The 19,794-nt window shown below is 63.8% G+C and carries 16 protein-coding genes; 9 read left to right on the forward strand and 7 right to left on the reverse strand.

Going from position 1 to position 19,794, the window contains the following annotated elements; all coding sequences use genetic code 11:
- Nucleotides 1–82: 82 nt before the first annotated feature.
- The gene (locus AC066S_RS31360; RefSeq protein WP_135171370.1) at nucleotides 83–991 is read right to left on the reverse strand and encodes a peptidylprolyl isomerase; all 909 of its coding nucleotides are present in this window, start codon (nucleotides 989–991) and stop codon (nucleotides 83–85) included.
- Between the two features lie 354 nt (nucleotides 992–1,345).
- Here AC066S_RS31360 and secA point away from each other — a divergent pair, with 354 nt between their 5' ends.
- Entirely contained in the window at nucleotides 1,346–4,186 is a 2,841-nt protein-coding gene (gene secA, locus AC066S_RS31365) for a preprotein translocase subunit SecA (protein WP_478271418.1), read from the forward strand.
- 38 nt (nucleotides 4,187–4,224) lie between these two features.
- Here secA and AC066S_RS31370 read toward each other — a convergent pair whose 3' ends face one another.
- Together AC066S_RS31370 and AC066S_RS31375 are read right to left on the reverse strand one after the other, a co-directional pair.
- Nucleotides 4,225–4,425 carry a hypothetical protein gene (locus AC066S_RS31370; RefSeq protein WP_478271419.1) on the reverse strand — a complete coding sequence of 67 codons (201 nt, stop codon included), beginning with the start codon at nucleotides 4,423–4,425 and terminating at the stop codon, nucleotides 4,225–4,227.
- Between the two features lie 897 nt (nucleotides 4,426–5,322).
- A complete protein-coding gene (locus tag AC066S_RS31375) occupies nucleotides 5,323–5,766 on the reverse strand; it encodes a protein NO VEIN domain-containing protein (RefSeq protein WP_478271420.1) in 444 nt (147 codons plus the stop codon).
- A gap of 426 nt (nucleotides 5,767–6,192) precedes the next feature.
- On the opposite strand from AC066S_RS31375, the gene AC066S_RS31380 reads away from it, so the two are divergent.
- Nucleotides 6,193–6,594: a DUF6006 family protein gene (locus AC066S_RS31380; RefSeq protein WP_478271421.1), complete on the forward strand. Its 402-nt coding sequence runs from the start codon at nucleotides 6,193–6,195 to the stop codon at nucleotides 6,592–6,594.
- 87 nt (nucleotides 6,595–6,681) lie between these two features.
- Here AC066S_RS31380 and AC066S_RS31385 read toward each other — a convergent pair whose 3' ends face one another.
- Entirely contained in the window at nucleotides 6,682–7,125 is a 444-nt protein-coding gene (locus tag AC066S_RS31385; protein ID WP_135171373.1) for a MarR family winged helix-turn-helix transcriptional regulator, read from the reverse strand.
- A gap of 179 nt (nucleotides 7,126–7,304) precedes the next feature.
- Between AC066S_RS31385 and AC066S_RS31390 the strand changes: the two genes are divergently transcribed.
- The 7 genes from AC066S_RS31390 (at nucleotide 7,305) to AC066S_RS31420 (ending at nucleotide 14,792) form a co-directional block, all read left to right on the forward strand.
- Entirely contained in the window at nucleotides 7,305–8,489 is a 1,185-nt protein-coding gene (locus tag AC066S_RS31390; protein ID WP_167767769.1) for a substrate-binding domain-containing protein, read from the forward strand.
- Between the two features lie 153 nt (nucleotides 8,490–8,642).
- Nucleotides 8,643–10,157, forward strand: a complete 1,515-nt coding sequence (locus AC066S_RS31395; RefSeq protein WP_478271422.1) for an amidase — start codon at nucleotides 8,643–8,645, stop codon at nucleotides 10,155–10,157.
- 36 nt (nucleotides 10,158–10,193) lie between these two features.
- Nucleotides 10,194–11,051, forward strand: coding sequence for a branched-chain amino acid ABC transporter permease (locus tag AC066S_RS31400; RefSeq protein ID WP_135171376.1), 858 nt, complete (start codon nucleotides 10,194–10,196; stop codon nucleotides 11,049–11,051).
- 4 nt (nucleotides 11,052–11,055) lie between these two features.
- Nucleotides 11,056–12,273 carry a substrate-binding protein gene (locus AC066S_RS31405; RefSeq protein WP_478271423.1) on the forward strand — a complete coding sequence of 406 codons (1,218 nt, stop codon included), beginning with the start codon at nucleotides 11,056–11,058 and terminating at the stop codon, nucleotides 12,271–12,273.
- Nucleotides 12,274–12,279: 6 nt separating this feature from the next.
- Complete coding sequence (locus tag AC066S_RS31410) at nucleotides 12,280–13,383, forward strand: branched-chain amino acid ABC transporter permease (RefSeq protein WP_126260718.1); 1,104 nt, start codon at nucleotides 12,280–12,282, stop codon at nucleotides 13,381–13,383.
- Nucleotides 13,370–14,104, forward strand: coding sequence for an ABC transporter ATP-binding protein (locus tag AC066S_RS31415; protein WP_478271424.1), 735 nt, complete (start codon nucleotides 13,370–13,372; stop codon nucleotides 14,102–14,104). The genes AC066S_RS31410 and AC066S_RS31415 overlap by 14 nt, the downstream gene beginning before the upstream one ends.
- Entirely contained in the window at nucleotides 14,097–14,792 is a 696-nt protein-coding gene (locus AC066S_RS31420) for a branched-chain amino acid ABC transporter ATP-binding protein (protein ID WP_126260720.1), read from the forward strand. Before AC066S_RS31415 ends, AC066S_RS31420 begins: the two co-directional genes overlap by 8 nt.
- Nucleotides 14,793–15,606: 814 nt before the next feature.
- Here AC066S_RS31420 and AC066S_RS31425 read toward each other — a convergent pair.
- The 3 genes from AC066S_RS31425 to AC066S_RS31435 form a co-directional block, all read right to left on the reverse strand.
- On the reverse strand, nucleotides 15,607–16,455 hold the full coding sequence (locus tag AC066S_RS31425) for a protein NO VEIN domain-containing protein (protein ID WP_478271425.1): 849 nt from the start codon (nucleotides 16,453–16,455) through the stop codon (nucleotides 15,607–15,609).
- Between the two features lie 144 nt (nucleotides 16,456–16,599).
- Nucleotides 16,600–18,168: a L,D-transpeptidase family protein gene (locus tag AC066S_RS31430; protein WP_478271426.1), complete on the reverse strand. Its 1,569-nt coding sequence runs from the start codon at nucleotides 18,166–18,168 to the stop codon at nucleotides 16,600–16,602.
- Between the two features lie 438 nt (nucleotides 18,169–18,606).
- Nucleotides 18,607–19,569, reverse strand: a complete 963-nt coding sequence (locus AC066S_RS31435; RefSeq protein ID WP_135166795.1) for an acetyl-CoA carboxylase carboxyltransferase subunit alpha — start codon at nucleotides 19,567–19,569, stop codon at nucleotides 18,607–18,609.
- Nucleotides 19,570–19,794 lie beyond the last annotated feature (225 nt).

A 19,794-nucleotide genomic window follows, 5' to 3' on the forward strand; every position in this document is an offset into this window, starting at 1 on the left:
TTGATGAGGGTCTTAAGACGTGGATGCCCGGGACGAGCCCGGGCATGACGTCAAACTACTGAAGTGCGAGAGGGAAGTCGATTTACTTCTTCGCCGGCGGCGCCATCTTGCTGTCGGACGGCTTGGCGTCCTTGGACGCATCAGCCGCCGGCTGGTCCAGCCGCTCGACCTTGGCTTCGGTGCGCAGCTTGGCGACATACTCGGCCTGGGCCTTGCGGGTCACATACTGCTCGATCTGGGTCTTGACCTGCTCGAAGTCCGGTGCCTTGCGGTTGCGCTTTTCCTCGACCTTGATGATGTGCCAGCCGAACTGCGACTTCACGGGGTCGGAGACCTTGCCCGGCTCCAGCGCGAAGGCGACGGTGGAGAATTCCGGCACCATCTGCTCCTTGGTGAAGAAGCCGAGGTCGCCGCCATCGGCCGAGCCAGGATCCTTGGACTTCTTCTTGGCCAGCTCGGCGAAATCGGCGCCCTTGTCGAGCTCGGCCTTGACCGCCTTGGCCTCGTCCTCGGTCTCGACCAGGATGTGGCGGGCGCGCACCTCCTGCTCGCCGGTGATCTGCTTGGAGGCCTCCTCGTAGACCTTCTTCATGGCGTCGGGGGTGGTGGCGGCCTTGCCCTCATTGGCGAGCAGGCTGTCCATCAGAAGCCGGTTGCGGGCGAATGCCAGGCGCTTCTTGAACTCCTCGCTGTCGGCGACCTTCTTGTCCTCGGCAGCCTTGCTGACGATCTTCATGTCGATCAGGAACGACAGGACGTTCTCGTCCTTGGTCGCGGGGTCCATCTGGGCGAGGCTCGGCCCGAGCTCCTCCTCGGCCATGGCGACGTCGCTCTTCTTGATTTCCGCGCCATTGACCTTCGCCAGCACCGGATCGTCGGCCGCCCGGAGCGGGCCCGCGAACGCCAGCGACAGCGCCAGAGCAAGGCTGCCAGCCAGGGCGGTCGCAAGGCGGAAACGCTGGCCGGTGGTTACCGGGAACGAGCTGGTCATGGAAAATCCTTATGTTGAAGCAGGGGGCTGCTCGAGCGGGGCGGACACTCGCCCAAGTCAGGGGGGCTTGGCAACGCGAAAAGTCTGTCAAAATGATGAATTAGCCGCAATGCGCCCGCCGTTGACAAGGCCCCGACCGGGCCATATCTCTGGCCGGTCGCGACCATGGCGATGGCGTTTATTTTGCTGCGTTTTTGGCCGTTGAACCCAGGCTTGCCCAATTCCCACCCATATGGCGGACGACCCCGCAGTCCGGGCCGAACACGCCATCAGGCGTCACGGTGAGTTGATAGGCAGGCGGGTGACAACTTTCTCGGGCCCAACGCGGTTAAATCGCGAACACAGGAACTAGGCATGATCGGCGCGCTCGCCCGCAAGTTTTTCGGCTCCGCCAACGACCGGCGGGTGAAGGGATATCAGTCCCGCGTCAACGCGATCAACGCGCTGGAACCCGAGGTTTCCAAGCTTTCCGACGAGGCGCTCAAGGCCCGCACCGCCGAGTTCAAGAAGCAGCTTGCCGAGGGCAAGACGCTGGACGATCTCCTGGTGCCCGCCTTCGCCACCGTGCGCGAGGCCGCCAAGCGCACCCTCGGCCAGCGCCATTTCGACGTCCAGCTGATCGGCGGCATGGTGCTGCACGAGGGCGATATCGCCGAGATGAAGACCGGCGAAGGCAAGACGCTGGTCGCCACGCTCGCGGTCTACCTCAACGCGCTCGCCGGCAAGGGCGTCCACGTCGTCACCGTGAACGACTATCTCGCCCGCCGCGACTCCGGCTGGATGGGCCAGATCTACGGCTTCCTCGGCATGACCACCGGCGTGATCGTGCACGGCCTCGACGATTCCGAGCGCAAGGCGGCCTATGCCTGCGACATCACCTACGGCACCAACAACGAATACGGCTTCGACTATCTGCGCGACAACATGAAGTACCGGCTCGAGGACATGGTCCAGCGCCCGCACTTCTTCGCCATCGTCGACGAGGTCGACTCCATCCTGATCGACGAGGCGCGCACGCCGCTGATCATCTCCGGCCCGCTCGACGACCGCTCGGATTTCTACAACACTATCGACGGCTTCCTGCCCAAGCTCGACAAGACCGATTACGACGTCGACGAGAAGCAGCGCACGGTGACGCTGACCGAAGCCGGCATGGAGAAGATCGAGACGCTGCTGCGCGATGCCGGCCAGCTCAAGGGCGAGTCGCTCTACGACGTCGAGAACGTCTCCGTCGTGCACCACATCAACCAGGCGCTGCGCGCCCACACGCTGTTCACCCGCGACAAGGACTACATCGTCCGCGACGACGAGGTCGTCATCATCGACGAGTTCACCGGACGCATGATGCCGGGCCGCCGTTATTCGGAAGGCCTGCACCAGGCGCTGGAGGCTAAGGAGCACGTCCAGGTCCAGCCCGAGAACCAGACGCTGGCCTCGATCACCTTCCAGAACTACTTCCGCATGTACGAGAAGCTCGCCGGCATGACCGGCACGGCCGCGACCGAAGCGGACGAGCTGTTCGACATCTACAAGCTCGAGGTCGTGGAGATCCCGACCAATCTGCCGGTCGCCCGTCTCGACGAGGACGACGAGGTCTACCGCACCCAGCAGGAAAAATACCAGGCGATCCTCGCTGAGATCGAGCGCGCCAATTCGCGGCTGCAGCCGGTGCTGGTCGGCACGGCCTCGATCGAGAAGTCGGAAGTGCTCGCCGAATTCCTCAAGAAGAACGGCTACAAGCAGATCGACTTCGGCAAGGAGCACGCCCTCGACAAGCTCTATGCGGCGGCCCGCGCCGGCAAGCCGGCGAAGCTGTTCGCCGTGCTGAACGCGCGCTTCCACGAGCAGGAAGCCTATATCGTCGCGGAAGCCGGCGTGCCCGGCGCGATCACGATCGCCACCAACATGGCCGGCCGCGGCACCGACATCAAGCTCGGCGGCTCGCTGGAGATGCGCATCCAGCAGGAGACCGCCGGGATCACCGACGAAGCTGAGAAGGCCAGGAAGATCGAGCAGATCAAGGCCGACATCGAGACCTTCCGCAATATCGTGCTGAAGGCCGAGGAGACCGTCGAGATCGAGCCGGCGAAGGGGTCCAAGCCCGCCAAGACCGTGAAGAAGCCGGGCGGTCTCTACATCATCGGCTCCGAGCGTCACGAATCCCGCCGCATCGACAACCAGCTGCGCGGCCGCTCCGGCCGTCAGGGCGACCCCGGCCGCTCGAAGTTCTTCCTGTCGCTGGAAGACGATCTGATGCGCATCTTCGGCTCGGACCGTCTCGACAGCATGCTGCAGCGTCTCGGCCTGCAAGAGGGCGAGGCCATCATCCATCCCTGGATCAACAAGGCGCTCGAGAAGGCGCAGCAGAAGGTCGAGGCGCGCAACTTCGACATCCGCAAGAACCTGCTCAAGTTCGACAACGTCCAGAACGACCAGCGCAAGGTGATCTTCGACCAGCGCGTCGAGCTGATGAAGGACGACAGCGTCGCCGAAACCGTCACCGACATGCGCCACGCCTTTATCGACGACCTCGTCGCCAAGCACGTGCCCGAGCATGCCTATGCCGAGCAGTGGGACGTCGCAGGCCTGAAGGACGAGCTGAAGCGCGTGCTCGATCTCGACCTGCCGGTCGACGAATGGGCCAAGGAAGAGGGCATCGCCGACGAGGAATTGCTCAACCGGATCGAGACCAGGGCCGACGAGCACATGGCGGCCAAGGTGGCGCAATGGGGTCCCGACGTGATGCGTTACGTCGAGAAGACCATTTTGCTCCAGACCCTCGACCATCTCTGGCGCGAGCACCTGATCATGCTCGACCATCTGCGCCAGGTCATTGGCCTGCGCGGTTACGGCCAGCGCGATCCCTTGCAGGAGTACAAGACCGAAGCCTTCAATCTCTTCCAGGAGATGAGCGCCCATTTGCGCGAGGCCGTCACGGCGCAGCTGATGCGGGTCGAGATCGTCCCGCCGGAGCAGGAAGCCCCGGTCCTGCCTCCGATGGAGGCGCACAAGTTCGACCCCAACACCGGCGAGGACGAGATGGCGCTTGCCAGCGTCACGCTCGGCGCGCAGGCCACCGATGCCACGCTTCGCGACCCCAAGAACCCCGCCAGCTGGGGCAAGGTCGGTCGCAACGAGGATTGCCCGTGCGGAAGCGGCAAGAAGTACAAGCACTGTCACGGACGGTATGCTTGAGGGCTGAGGCCCCCGAGCTGCAGCGTCGCTGAAGGTCCTCAGGGGATCATTCCGCAGTCGAACATCTTGTTGGCGACCGGCGCGGCCACCTTGTTGATGAATTTCACCTTGAGGGAGGGATTGCCCTTCAGGAAGGCAACCGCTGCTCCGATGACTTCTGGCGGGGGCTCTCCCTTCTTTGCTTTCAGATCCTCGCAGCTGGACGTCTTGTATTTTTGGATGACGATTCCCGCGATCATGTCCAGCGGGCCCTCCGGAGGCAATTCGGGAGGCGGCGGCGGCATCTGAGCTGTCGCGGGGGTCGTTGCGATCACCGCGATTGCGACCAGAACCTTCAGCCGTCGCGACTTTCGTGTGGGCCGGATCAAGCGGGTCTTCGAGCGGAGCTCGTCCCACCAGCGCGAGGGACAAGGGGAAGAAAGCGGCACCATGATCTCCATTTAATGAACTATACGGTATAGTATATTTATTGTTCGATGCCGTCAAGCTGCTCGCCCATGTGCGCTCTGCGCGCAAGGTCTCAATCCCGCGGCGCATCTACGCCCAGGTCTTTGCTTTATTCTTGCCCCTCGGGAATCGGAAGGGCGCAGGGAAGGCCGGGTACCGGCTGGCACCCGCGAGCCCCTGTGCAATGATGCGTAGGTAGACGCTCACAGGGGAGACACAGGTGCAGCCCGATAACCGGCCTTCCCTGCGCGATGGTTTGACGGCTTACGTCGCGCTCTCCCCGGGGAGCGTTGCACTATTGCCCCCGTCGCCTCGCAGATCGCTGATATGCGCAACCCGGTCGGGCACGCACACCACCGCGGAGACTTGACGCCAGCCTGCGGGCGCCAGGACCACACGATTTTGCCGTACACAAGCCGCGCTGTCGTACCCGCGCCCGCTGATCGCTCACGGGGACTACCCGCCCTGCGACCGCACCTGGCGCCACCGCCGCCCGCGTCCACCGCAACCCACCCCACGAACCGTGACGATCGCGACCCGCCCCTTCCGGAGGGATGAGATGGCGAGGGAGTATAGGGTGTGTCGCGCTTCGGGTAAAGAGAAATTATGTATATCCGAATGTTCTTGTGGAAAAGGGCTGCATTGCCCCGCGACTTTGGCGCGCAGGGTGCTCGAACCAGATCAAAAGGTCATCTTGGGACCGCAGAATACGTCGTTGGCGTCGTGAAGAGCGCATCTTCAAGAGGTGGAGCGATTTCAAACATCTGCGCATGATTGCGAAAGTGAAAGACGCGCCGAACTCGATATTTGTCGCTTCTCGCTTCAGCAACGTCGACCTCCCGTTTGGTGAGCCAAAACGGCGTGCGTTCGTGTCCGCACGTCGTTTTGATTTCCAGTAGCCGCTCTTGTCCATCGGGTTCAAAGGAACGGACATCGTACCCGTATCCGTCGCCATCCAGGTCGGAGACCCAACGAACGTTATCGGCGAGATCTTCGCGCCCAGCTCGTCGGAGGCGGATGCGTTCGAACTCTACGACGAACTTTTCTCCGGCCTTCCCCAAGTCGCGGTTTCTGGCATCCCGCTCTGCGGGATCAAACTTCCCGACAAGCTGGCGGATCGCAGGCGGAAGCACCTTCGGCGTTGAAACGCCTCAGGTCCATATCGGGCTCCTGATCTTCAGGTGCATCACGGGCCGGCGGCGCACGCTGTATGAGCGCGGCTCAAATCTCATCGCGCTTTAATCACCGGGCAAACGGCTTCGACGCAAATCCCCGGCGGCCCGCCGCGGCTGCTCCAGCGATCACTTCCTAGTGTTGCTGCTTGCGCAGATTTCGGAGGCTCAGTGCTTTCGTCCGGCTGCGCAGGTTGAAGGACTGTCTCACGTCCCGGAATGCCAACGGCGGGATGCGGGATCGTGTCGCGAACGGGAACGCCGCCGGCTAGCCCATCCAATTTTCCGCCACGGCTCTTGTGATCTGCTTCACCTGAAGAGAGCTCAATCTGTGCTTTGATTGAATCACAACACGCGGCAAAAATGGGAGATCGGACAATGTCTGGAATGGGACGTGCGCTGCCGACTGCCTTTTGTGTTCTTGCATTCAGCTTTTACGGCGGCGGTCCTGCCCCTGCGAGCCAAGTGGCCGGATGGTGGGGCGGAACATGGTCTTGCAAAATCGACGGCCGGCCGGCCCGGATGAAGTGGGCCGCCGTGGACGACAGTCAGACAACCTGCGACGGGAACATTTGCAGCAGCACCTCGGGAGCACGCTGGTCGGGCAGCTTTTCAGACAATGGCTCGCGATGGGTGAAGCTGACAAATCCACGCAGCGGTACGCAGGGCGGCCTGTACTTCCAGCACGCTGATGGCAACAAATGGTACCTGGCTAAACCGGTCAGCAACAGGGCCGCGGGCTGGACGACATGGAACCGCCAGCGCTATCCGCTCTCATGCTGGCGATGATGCATTTGTGCGTCGCCCGTTCGGCCTGCGCACGGACTTAAGGGCGAGCCTCGCGCGCTCAATGAGGCTCGCATGCTCCGATCATGTTCAATTCGAGCTGTCGATCAGGCTCTCGAGCAACCGCTTCAATTCGCTGGTCGACTTGTCGCCGTAGCTCTCCAGGATGTGTTCCTCCTGGTCCACCGCGAGCGAGTTGAGCTTCTTGCACAGCACCTTGCCGCGGTCGGAAATGAACATCAGCACCTTGCGGCGGTCGTTCGGATCCTGGACGCGATAGACCAGGGTGTCCGAGACCATGCGGTCGATCATCTTGGTCAGCGTCGGATGGTTGAGCAGCACGGCCTCTGCGAGCTCGCCCATCGAATGGCCGTTGCCATCGGACAGCACTTTCAGGATACGCCATTGCTCGACGGGAACCCCCTCCTTGCTCAACCGCAGTTCCAGCTGCCGGTTGATCTCCCGGTTGGCTTGCGCGAGCAGATAGGCGAGGTGTTCGGTGATCGGGGTGTTTGCTTTGGTCGGTTTTGCCACGGCTAAGACTTCGTCTTGACCCAAATGAGTGAATGTCTTGCAATCAATGCTGCATCTATATGCACTTCAATTGTTGAACTTTCAATATTTTCAAAATAGGATAATTGCCCAACAAAGGGGCGGATGCCGCGGCCGCCCGCAGAATGTGCTTGCAGGTCTGGAGCCAGACAGGAGTTGGCGTGCGCGCGACGGTAAACTTCCCGGCTCACGGCGGTCCGGCGTTGCCGCCGTCTTTGCTGTTCAGGAATCTGTCGTCACCGGCAGCTGACGGTGCGTTGTCGCCGCGCGATCATGCCTTGTTCAAACGGCGCGGCACCAACAAGCTCCGCATCGGCGGCTTCATCTGCTGCACCGGCTCGCCCGGCGTCTGGGGCCCCTGCGCCACCAACAGCGCGCAGCTCGCCGTCGCCGAGATCAACAAGCGCGGCGGCATCCTCGGCCGGGAGATCGAACTCTCCATCTACGACGCCGGCGGGCCGCTGGATGACGTCCTGGACCGCGCCGAGCAGGCGATCGCGTTCGACGAGGTCGATCTCATCGTCGGCCTGCACACCAGCGCGGTCCGCGTCGGCCTGCGCGACGTCACCACGCGTCATCGTATCCCCTATATCTACACGCCGGTCTACGAGGGCGGCGAGCGCACGCCCGGCGTGATGGCGATCGGCGAGACGCCGCGCTGGCAGAGCCGCCCCGCCATCCACTGGCTTGCCGACGTCAAGAAGGCCCGGCGCTGGTACCTGATCGGCAGCGACTATGTCTGGCCCTGGCAGTCGCATCGCGCGGTGAAGACCTACATCAGGGAAACAGGCGGCCACGTCGTCGGCGAAGAGTTCGTTCCCCTCGGCGAGGACAATCACGAGCCGCATCTGGCGCGCATTCGCGCAACCAAGCCGGACGTCGTGCTGATCTCGCTGATCGGCACCGACAGCATCACCTTCAACCGCGCCTTCGGCGAATGCGGGCTCGGCGCCACCACGCTGCGGCTCGCCGGCGCGATGGACGAGACGGTTCTGCTCGGCATCGGCGCCGACAACAGCGAGAACATGTTCTGCGCCTCGGGCTATTTCACCGGCACGGGCGCGCGTGCCAATGACGACTTCCAGAGCCGCTATCACGCCATGTTCGGGCCGAATGCGCCACCGATCGGCTCGGTCGGACAGTCCAGCTACGAAGGCCTGCGCTTTCTCGAAACCGTCGCAAACAAGGCCGGTTCGTTGTCGATGGGCCCGATGCTCGCGGCCGGCCGCAATATCGTCTACAGCGGCGCCCGCGGCCCGGTCACGGTCCGCGACGGACGCGCGCGGATGCCGATGCATCTTGCCGAGGCCGACGGCCTCGATTTCAAGCTGATCAAGCCGCTCTGACCTCGCCCCAGCAATTCCCGAGCAGGCCGGCCCGCAAAATAATACTTGAAAAGGAAAATATTTCCGTTTTGAATGTTCCCGCGAGGCCGCTGACGCGTGCGTCGCGCCGGGGCGGCCACGCCCAACGTTCCGAAAAACTCTCAGGAGAGCGCCGTGACAGTTGTCCTTCCCACGCCAGCCCAGCTTCGCAGTGTCGCCGAGCAATGCGGCCTTTCGCTCACCGATGAGGACGTCGCCTCCTTCCGCGGCCTGATGCAGGGCTCGATCGAGGCCTACAATCTCGTTGCCGCGATGCCGGACGAGTTGCCGGAGGTGAAGTATCCGCGCACGCCGGGCTATCGCCCCTCGGCCGAAGAGAACCCGCGCAATGCCTGGTACCGCAAGTCGACCGTGAAAGGCGCCGCCAGCGGCAAGCTCAAGGGCAAGACCGTGGCGCTGAAGGACAACATCATGCTGGCCGGCGTTCCCATGACCAACGGCTCGTCGACGCTGGAAGGCTATGTGCCCGATTTCGACGCCACCATCGTCACGCGCATGCTGGATGCCGGCGCCGAGATCAAGGGCAAGGTGCATTGCGAGCATTTCTGCCTGTCCGGCGGCAGCCACACCGGCTCCTACGGGCCGGTGCACAATCCGCACAAGATGGGCTACTCCGCCGGCGGCTCGTCCTCGGGCTCGGGCGTCGTGGTCTCGCTCGGCGAGGTCGACATGGCGATCGGCGGCGATCAGGGCGGCTCGATCCGGATGCCGTCCTCGTTCTGCGGCGTCTACGGCATGAAGCCGACCTGGGGCCTCGTTCCCTATACCGGGATCATGCCGATCGAGATCTATGTCGACCATACCGGCCCGATGACGGCGACCGTCGCCGACAACGCGCTGCTGCTCGAAGTGCTCGCCGGCGACGACGGCTACGATCCCCGCATCAAGGCGCCCAAGGTCGAGGAATACACCAAGGCGCTCGGCCAGGGCGTCAAGGGCATGAAGATCGGCATCGTCAAGGAAGGTTTTGAGCAGCCGACCGCGGAAGCCGCCGTCAACGAGAGCGTTCGTGAGGCTGCCAAGCGCTTCAAGGATCTCGGTGCCACCGTCGAGACCGTCTCGATCCCGATGCACCTGTTGGGCGGCGCGATCTGGACTCCGATCGGTACCGAAGGCCTGACCCAGACCATGATGTTCGGCGACGGCTACGGCCTCAGCCGCGGCGATCTCTATTCGACCTCGCTGATGGATTTCCATCGCGGCTGGCGCCGGCAGGCGGATTCGCTGTCCGAGACCACCAAGCTGTTCATGATGCTCGGCACCTACATCAACAACAATTTCGGCCCGCGCTTCTACGGCAAGGCGCTCAACATCTCGCGCCGGCTGACTGCGGCCTACGACAAGGCGTTCAGCGATTACGATCTGCTGCTGATGCCGACCACGCCGATGAAGGCGACCAAGCTGCCGGAGCCCAACGCCAGCCGCGAGGAATACGTTGCCCGCGCGCTGGAGATGATCTCCAACACCGCGCCGTTCGACATCACCCATCATCCCGCCATGTCGCTGCCCTGCGGCATGGTCGACGGCCTGCCCGTCGGCCTGATGCTGGTCGGCCGCATGTTCGAGGAATCCACCATCTATCGTGCCGCCCACGCCTTCGAGCAGGTCGGCGACTGGAAGAAGATGTGAGCGGGGCATTGATGCAGACCGCTGGAAACGCCACGCATGGCTAACGCGTTCGTCGCAGCGTTCGAGATCCTGAGCTTTGGCGCGATCATTGTCTTGATCGTGCTGGGGCTCGGGATCATCGCCAGCATGATGGGCATCTTCAATTTCGCGCAGGGCGAGTTCGTCCTGCTCGGCGCCTACATCACCTATCTCGCCTACGCCAAGGGCATGCCGATCTGGGCCGGCATGGTCGCGGCGCCCTTCGTGGTCGGCGCGCTCGGCTTCGCGCTGGAGGCGCTGATCATCCGCCGCTTCTACGCCGCGCCGATCGTCGCCATGCTCGGCACCTATGCGCTCGGCCTGATCATCCGCGAATCCGTGCGTGGGCTGATCGGCGGCTTCTATCTCACCGTGCCCGAGCCGATCGGCGGCTCGATCGACATCGGGGCCATGCACATCTCGGCCTGGCGCTTCACCATCATCGTCATCACGCTCCTGGTGATGGCGGGCTGCTACCTCCTGCTGTCGCGCACCAGCTTCGGCCTGCGCATGCGCGCGACGCTGGAAAATCCCTCGCTGGCGCGGGCCTCGGGCATCTCCACGCCGCTGATGTACGGCGCCACATTCGCATTCGGCTCCGCACTTGCCGGTCTTGCCGGCGCGCTGATCGTCCCGGTGTTCAGCCTCTATGCCGATCTCGGCCTGCGCTTCCTGATCCAGGGCTTTGTGGCGGTCATGGTCGGCGGGGTCGGTTCCTTCATTGGGCCGGTCGCGGGTGCCGGCGTCATCGGCACGCTCAGCGCCGCGCTGCCGTGGATCATGGCGCCCGTCGTCGCCGATGTTCTCGTCTTCGTGCTCGCCATTGTCTTCATCAAATTCCGCCCGCAGGGCCTCATCGCTGGAAAAGGGGTTTAGTCACATGTTCGATCGCACTCAGCTCTCACGCCGCCGCTTTCTCTCCAATTTCGCCTTTGCGTCCGGCGCGGTCGCAACCGGCGTCGGCAGCTGGGTGATCCCGGCGCCCTGGGCCAATGCGGCCGAAGCCCCGATCAAGGTCGGCATCGCCACCGACCTCACCGGCCCGATCGCCTATGCCGGCAATGCCGACGCCAATGTCGCCAAAATGGTGATCAAGGAGATCAACGCCGCCGGCGGCCTGCTCGGCCGTCCGCTCGAGCTCTATATCGAGGACACCGCCTCCAACGAATCCGTCGCCGTCGGCAACGTGCGCAAGCTGATCCAGCGCGACAAGGTCGACATGGTGCTGGGCGGCATCACCTCGTCGATGCGCAACGCGATCAAGGATCCGATCGTGGCGCGCGGCAAGACGCTCTACATCTATCCGCAGCTCTACGAGGGCAAGGAGTGCACGCCCTACCTGTTCTGCACCGGGCCGACGCCGGCGCAGCAATGCGACGAGTTCATCCCCTGGCTGATCAAGAACGGCGGCAAGAAGTTCGCGCTCCCCAGCGCCAATTACGTCTGGCCGCACACGCTCAACGTCTATGCCCGCAAGGTGATCGAGGCGAACGGCGGCGAGGTCGTGTTCGAGGAATACTATCCGCTCGACCAGGTCGATTTCTCCGCGACCGTCAACCGCATCGTCTCCAACAAGGTCGATGTCGTCTTCAACACCGTCATTCCGCCGGGCGTCGGGCCGTTCTTCAAACAGCTCTATGAAGCCGGCTTCCTCAAGAACGGCGGGCGCCTTGCCTGCGTCTACTATGACGAGAACACGCTCAACATCAACCAGGCCGCCGAGATCGAAGGCCTCGCGAGCTGCCTCGACTATTTCAAGGTGCTGACCAAGGAAAACCCGTTCGACGCCAAGATCCAGGCGGCCTACGAGAAGGACTTCCCCGGCAACTTCCTGTTCGCGGCCGGCAGTGCCGCCACCGGCACCTATCGCGGCCTCAAGCTGTGGGAAGCCGCGGTGAAGGAAGCCGGTAAGATCGATCGCGAGTCGGTTGCCGCCGCGCTCGACCATGCCAAGATCTCCGAAGGTCCGGGCGGACCTGCCGAGATGGTCCCGGGCAAACGCCATTGCAAGATGAAGATGTACACCGCGGTCGCCAAGGGCGGGAACTACGAGATCGTCGCGCGCAGCAGCGGCCTCGTCGATCCCAAGGAATGCTGAGGTGGAATGCTGAAGCCGATGAGTGTGGTAAGAGAAGCCATCGCCACCGACATGGGCGACGAAGCGGACGGTGCGATGGCTGAGGGCGCAGCGGCGGGACAGGCCAAGGACCGCGTCAAGGCAGGACGGAAGATCCTGCCGATCGTCGAGGCCGTAGTGCTCGTCGCAGCGCTGCTCGCGCCATTGGTGCTGCAGGATTATCTCACCGTGTTCGCAACGCGCGTGATCATCCTGGCGCTGTTCGCGCTGTCGTTCGACCTGGTCTGGGGCTATGCCGGCATCATGAGCTTCGGCCAGGCCCTGTTCTTCGGCTCCGCCGGCTATGGCGTGGCGCTGCTCGCACGCGATCTCGACGTCACCAACATCTTCCTGGTGCTGCCGGCGGGCACGCTGATCGGCCTCGCCTTCGCGTTGCTGCTCGGCGGCTTCCTGCTGCTGGGCCGGCATCCCTCCAGCGTGATCTTCGTCTCGCTCGGCACGTTGACCGGCTCCTACGCCGCCGATCGGCTGGCGCGCGGCTGGTATTATCTCGGCGGCCAGAACGGCATCCCCTCGATCGCGCCGATGTCGCTCGGCACTTACGAGTTCACGGAAGGGCCGGCGTTCTACTATCTCGTGCTCGGCATTCTGGTCGTGGTCTACCTGCTCTGCCGCTTCCTGGTGCGGTCGCAGTTCGGCCTCGCGCTCGCGGGCCTGCGCGAAAACGAGCAGCGCATCGCCTTCTTCGGCTACAAGGCGCAGCACCTCAAGGCGATCATCTTCACCATCGGCGGCGCCGTGGCGGGCCTCGCCGGCAGCCTCTATGCCTTCCACGAGGGTTTCGTCTGGCCCAACATGGTCGGAGTCGTGGTCTCGACGCAGGTGGTGCTCTACGTGCTGTTCGGCGGCTCGGGCACGCTGATCGGCGCCGTCATCGGCGCCGTGATCGTCGAGGGCGTCAGCTTCTGGCTGTCGGACAATTACCGCGACATCTGGCCGATCATTCTCGGCGTGTTGCTGCTGCTGGTGATCCTGTTCCGCCCGCTCGGCCTGATCAGCTTCGTGCTCGGCGAGCGCGAGCGCGTCGGCAGCTTCGGCGCCAAGGCGAAGGAGAATCGTGATGCTCCTTGAAGCCGCCGGCATCAAGAAGATCTTCGGCAAGCTCACCGCGCTGGACGGCGCGGCGCTGACCGTCGGCGAGAACGAGTTTCACGGCCTGATCGGACCCAACGGCTCCGGCAAGAGCACCTTGATGAAGTGCATCGCCGGCGCCGAGGTGCCGACGCAAGGCAAAGTCTCCTTCGTCAACGCCGACATCACCGCGTACACGCCGACCGAGCGCGCGCGGGCCGGCATGAGCCTCAAATTCCAGATCACATCCGTGCTGCCGTCGCTGACGCTCTACGACAACATCCTGCTCGCGTTGCAGGCGCAGTCCTCGCTGTTCGACCTCGTGTTCTCGCGCACGCGAGGCGCGCTGCACGACCAGGTCATGACCATGCTCAGGCAATTCCGTCTGGCCGACCGCGCCTTCGAGGCCGCCGCTGCGCTGTCGCACGGCCAGCAGCAATGGCTGGAGATCGCGATGGCGCTCGCCGGCAAGCCGAAGCTGCTGCTGCTCGACGAGCCGACCGGCGGCATGAGCCTGGAGGAGCGCCGCGTCACCGGCGAGCTGCTGCAGCCGATCAAGCAGCATTGCTCCCTCGTCATCGTCGAGCACGACCTCGATTTCATCCGCGACATCTGCGATCGCCTCACCGTGCTCGACCAGGGCAGGGTGCTGGCGTCGGGAACGGTGTCGGAGATCCAGGCCAACCCATCCGTCCAGGAGATCTATCTGCGCCGTGCCTGAATTTTTGGACATCAAGCATCTCGACGCCGGCTATGGCCGCAGCCAGGTCCTGTTCGACGTCACCCTCGGCATTCCCTGGCGCGGCGGTGTCGCCGTGCTCGGGCGCAACGGCGCCGGCAAGACCACGCTGATGAAGACCATCGTCGGCGAGCTGCCGGCGTGGAAGGGCGAGGTCGCCTTCGACGGCCGCGACATCAGCCGCCGCGCCACCCAGGAGCGCGTTCGCGCCGGCATCGGCTACGTGCCGCAGGAGCATTCGGTGTTCGCGCGCCTGTCGGTGCGCGACAATCTCGCCGTCGGCTCGCTCGCCAGCAGCAAGGCCGACGCCGTCGACCACGTGCTGACCATCTTCCCCAAGCTCGGCCAGCGCCTCGACCAGCCCGCTGGCACGCTGTCCGGCGGCGAGCGCAAGATGCTCGCGATCGGCCGCGCCATGCTGGGGGATCCCAAGCTGCTGCTGCTGGACGAGCCGACCGAAGGCGTCTGGATCGGCGTGATCGAGGAGATCACCGAGCGCCTGATCGAGCTCGCCAGGACCATCGCCGTCATCATCGTCGAGCAGCACCTCGACCTCGCGCTCCGTGTCGCCGACTACGCCTATGTGCTCGACCGCGGCCGCGTCGCGCTGCAAGGCGAGGCGGGGCAGGTGCGGGGCAATCCGGAGCTGATGCGGTATCTGGCGCCGTAGAATTTGTGCTGATGAAGTTTGATGCTCTCGCGCCACCTTCGCTGTCATGCCCCGGCTTGACCGGGGCATCCAGTACGCCGCAGCGTCTCGATCGATAACGACGGCCTCTGGAATACTGGATTCCCCGCCTGCGCGGGGAATGACAGCTGAAGTTGGCGCGGCACCGCATCCGCATCTTCAACTGTCAAACAGCCGACGTGACATCGCGATCCCGCGGCGCCCAGCGCCCGGGTCTTGCTTCGCTTCTGGCGCCCCTTGAAATCGGAAGGGCGCAGGGAAGGCCGGGTACCGGCTGGCACCCGCGAACCCCTGTGCAATGATGCGTGGATAGACGCTCACAGGGGGAGACACAGGTGCAGCCCGATAACCGGCCTTCCCTGCGCGATGGTTTGACGGCTTATGTCGCGCTCTCCCCGGGGAGCGATGCACTCTTGCCCCCGTCGCCCTGCGGATCGCTGATGCGCGCACCCGGTCGGGCCGCCACATCACCACAGGACTTGGCGCCAGCCTGCGGACGCCAGGACCACACGATTTTGCCGTACGCGACCCTGCTTCGCCCCCTTGGGCTTCGCAGGGCATGGCCGCGCTGTCGTACCGCGCCCGCCGACCGCTCACGGGGAGACCCCGCCCTGCGATCCGCCTGGGCGCCACCGCCGCCCGCGTCCACCGCAACTCACCCCACGAACCGTGACGATCGCGACCCGCCCCTTCCGGAGGGATGAGATGGCGCGGGAGTATAGGGTGTATCGCGCTTCGGGTAAAGTGAATTATTTTTATCCGAATTTATTGAGTTACGCGATCGAACAGGTGAAATCTATCTTGGGACCACGGAATACGTGGTTGGCGTCATGAAGAGCGCGTTTTCAAGGGGTGGAGCGATTTCGAACATCTGCGCATGGTTCCGAAAGTGAAAGACGCGCCGAACTCGATATCTGTCGCTCCTCTCTTCAGCAACGTCGACCTCCCGTTTGGTGAGCCAAAATGGCGTGCGTTCGTGTCCGCACGTCGTTTTGATTTCCAGTAGCCGCTCTTGTCCATCGGGTTCAAAGGAACGGACATCGTACCCGTATCCGTCGCCATCCAGGTCGGAAACCCAACGAACGTTATCGGCAAGATCTTCACGCCCGGCTTGTCGGAGTCGTATGCGTTCGAATTCCACAACGAACTTTTCTCCGGCCTTTCCCAAGTCGCGATTTCTGGCATCCCGCTCTGCGGGATCAAACTTCCCGACAAGTTGGCGGACCGCAGGCGGAAGCGCCTTGTCCAAATCGGTGAATTGCGGCGGAGCAACGAAGATCACATCGTCGTTTAGTGCCAGCGGTTGCGTATCCGCACTTGCCGGATAGAGAAAGTTTGGCTCCCGTCGGATATTGCGTTCGACGGCCGGCACCAACGCGTCCTGATAGTGCGCGAGAGGTTTGTAACCGTTGATCCACTGCGCGCCGAGCAAGTCCAGAACCGCAGAGATGTTCTGGAGCTTGCGTTCGATCGACCCTTTAGATCGATGGACGGTCGTCATGAGACGACGCCAATTGTCGGCCTTGCTGTAGGGAACGCCCGCCTTTTCGGCGGCCAGCATCCGGAAATAACTGTCGACCACGGCGGAGATTTCAGTCTCCGTCCAAGGTGTTCCTGCAATGCCTTCGACGGGCTCGGGGTCCAAGCTTCTGCCTCTCGAGGACGAAGCGTATCAGGGCATTGGAGAGGCGCAAGGTTGGTCTTGCCAGTGCAGCGGCGACTCCATCGGCGGCGAAGGGCGATCGTGCTGTTAGGTTTGGCTTAATCCGGAAGGCGCGACGTCTCGCCCTTACTTCATCGCCGAGAACCGGCTGTCGAACGAGTTCGACGACACCACCGGCGCGGCGCCCATGATCTGCGTGGCTTCACCCGCACCATCGCTCACCGACGGCTTCAGCACCGGGCGGGTCTGGGCGAGGCGCGTGTCGGGCTTTGCGGGCTCGGCGGGCTTGGCGGCGGCAACGGCCGGCTTCGGCGCGTCCTTCTTGTCGTTCCCCGGCACGAACCGGCTCACGGCGGCTTTGAGCCGCGACGCTGCGGTCGTGGGTGTCGTGGGCGTGGCAGCCGGAGCGACGGATGCGGTGGCCTGCGGCGGCGGTGTGGTCGCCGTGGTGTCGGATGAGCCGATGCCCATCTTGCGCCCGAGATTCGAGAAGAAGCCTCCGGATTTCTCTTGCGATTTCTCCTGGGCGGACTTTTCGGCAGGCTGAGCCGAGGCGACGCGGGTGCTGGTCGCGGGCGCGCTGACGGCGACGACCGGCTCTTGCTGCGGTGCCGGCGTGGACGCCACCGCGTCGAGATTTGGCTTCGGCGGATTGACGTGGCTGGGGATCGTGCCTGGCGCCTTGGCCATCGCCAGCATCTGCAGCGTGGTGCCTTCGGCGCCCTCGGACAGGCCGGTCGAGCCTTCCGGAATCTTGGCGGCGAACACCTTGTTCATGCCGCCGTCGATGCCGGTGTTCATGCGCGCCACCGGCGTGCCCTTGGCGACGAGCTTGGCGTATTCGGCCTCGTCTTTGGCTTGCTTGCCCCGCACGGCGGCGACGATGTCCTCGGGGATCACATAGGCCGGGCATTTTGCCGAGGCGTCGAACACCGGATCGCGCTTGGCGTCCGCCGGCTTCGCCGCGTCGAAGACGTACTTCTTCTCGCAGAAATCGACCTTCGGCTCCTGCCGCGTCACCTCGAAATGATCATAGCCTTCCTTGATCATCTTCCAGAACGGCATGTTCGGATTGTTCCGGTGCTTGGCCATGTTCACCGGGGTCATCTTGAACGGATAGGCCTGCAGCTGGAACGCCTTCTGGCCGCCGAAGAAGGATTCGCGCCCGAGCGAATAGATCTCCGCGATCTGCTCGTCCGTCATGGCGTAGCAGCCGCGCGAGGAGCAGTCGCCATGCACCATCAGCTGCGAGCCGGTGCGGCCCAGCGCCTTGTCGAACGCGTTCGGATAGCCGGTGTTGAAGGAGAGGTAATAGGCCGATTGCGGATTCATCTGGCCCGGATTGATCGAGTAGAATCCCTCCGGCGCCTGACGGTCGCCTTCGCGCACCTTGGGGCCGAGGTCGCCCGACCAGCGGCAGATCGGATAGGTCTTGAGCAGTGCGAACTGGCCCGAGCGGGTCTGCTTCCAGACCTCGAGCTCGGCCTCCTGCTTGAACAGGCGGACCAGGATCGGCGATTGCAGGTCCATGTCCTTCTCGGCCATCGCAGCGATCAGCTTCGGCGGCACCGGCTGGTTGGCCTTGGCGTTGGTCGCGAGCGAGACCTGGTCGCTGTTGCAGCCGGCCAGCAGGCCGCCGGCCGTCATCAGCGCAACCGAAGCCAAGAGCGCGCGAGCAAGCGAACGAGAAATCAAGATGGACCCCACACCGTGCCGGGCATTGATGCGCGAACCCCAATTCGTTTGGCGCATGATCCGACCGGCGAACCGGACCCGTCACCACGGGCTTTTCAGCTCACGCCCCAGCGCTTGTGCCCTGAAGCCATTGATTAAAATTCTAACCTCTGGGTCATGTGGTCGCAACCCGAGCAGGGATCACGAGGGCGTTGGCCCAAAGGTGTGGTCAACAGAGACTTAAAGTGGGCCGGAACTTGGACCATGCGGCCAGACCAGCACAGAGATCGCTGATTTGGGCAAAAAAAGGGTTAATGCGGGGTTACCGGGAAGGCCCCGGGAGGTCTCGTAGGGTGGGCAAAGCGGAAGCGTGCCCACCAACTTTCTCAATCAGGAAGAGATTCGTGGGCACGGCGCTTTGCGCCTTTGCCCACCCTACGGCACCGGAATCGAGCCGAATCAGCCCAGTTTCCGGCCGATATCGAGGAATTTCTGCCGCCGCTGCTTGCGGATGGCGTCGCCGTCCAGGCCCCGCAGCTCGTCGAAGGCCTTGGCGATGGCCTCACCCGTGGTGGCGATCATGGCGGCGGGGTCGCGGTGGGCGCCGCCGACCGGCTCCTTCAGGATCTGGTCGATCACCCCGAAGCGAAGCATGTCCTGGGCGGTGATCTTCATGTTGTTGGCGGCTTCCTGCGCCTTGGTGCCGTCACGCCAGAGGATCGAGGACGCCGCCTCGGGCGAGATCACGCTGTAGATCGCGTGCTCCAGCATCAGGACCCTGTTGGCGGTGGTGATGGCGATGGCGCCGCCCGACATGCCCTCGCCGGTGATGATCGCAACGTTCGGCACGGTCAGCGCCAGGCAGGCGTCGGTCGAGCGCGCGATGGCCTCCGCCTGGCCGCGCTCCTCGGCGCCGATGCCGGGATAGGCGCCGGCGGAATCGGCCAGCGACAGCACCGGCAGGCCGAACCGCTCGGCCATCTCCATCAGCCGCACGCATTTGCGATAGCCCTCGGGCCGCGCCATGCCGAAATTGTGCCGGATCCGGCTCTCGGTGGAATCGCCCTTTTCCTGGCCCATCACGCAGATCGGCTCGCCGCGGAAGCGGCCGAAGCCGGCGACCAGCGCCTCGTCCTCGCCGAACTTGCGGTCGCCGGCGAGCGGGGTGAATTCGGTGATCAGGCCCTTGATGAAGTCGTTGAAGTGCGGCCGCTGCGGATGCCGCGCCACCAGCGTCTTCTGCCACGGGGTCAGGTTCTGATAGAGGTCGGCCAGCGCCTGCGCCGCCTTGTCCTCGATCCGCCCGATCTCATCAGCGATATCCGTGCCGGACGCCGCGAGCGTCCTGAGCTCGTCGAGCTTGGAATCGAGCTCGGCGACGGGCTTTTCGAAGTCGAGATAGCTGCGCATCTGGTCTTGCATCAACTCAGTATAGGGGGACGGGGCTAAGAGGCGAAGCGAGGTCGGGGTCGCGGGAAGAAGTGCAGCGTCTTCAATGAGTTGGCTTGTGCACTCCGGGCAGGGAGCCAAATCATGCATGAGGCCACGGCTCTTTCTGCGGAGATGTGGCCGAAGTCAAGGCGGTTCATGGGTCGCCGTAGCCCGGATGAGCGAAGCGATATCCGGGGCAGGTCGTGCCTTGGGCAC

The organism is Bradyrhizobium sp. CFUWI, assembly GCF_056429085.1.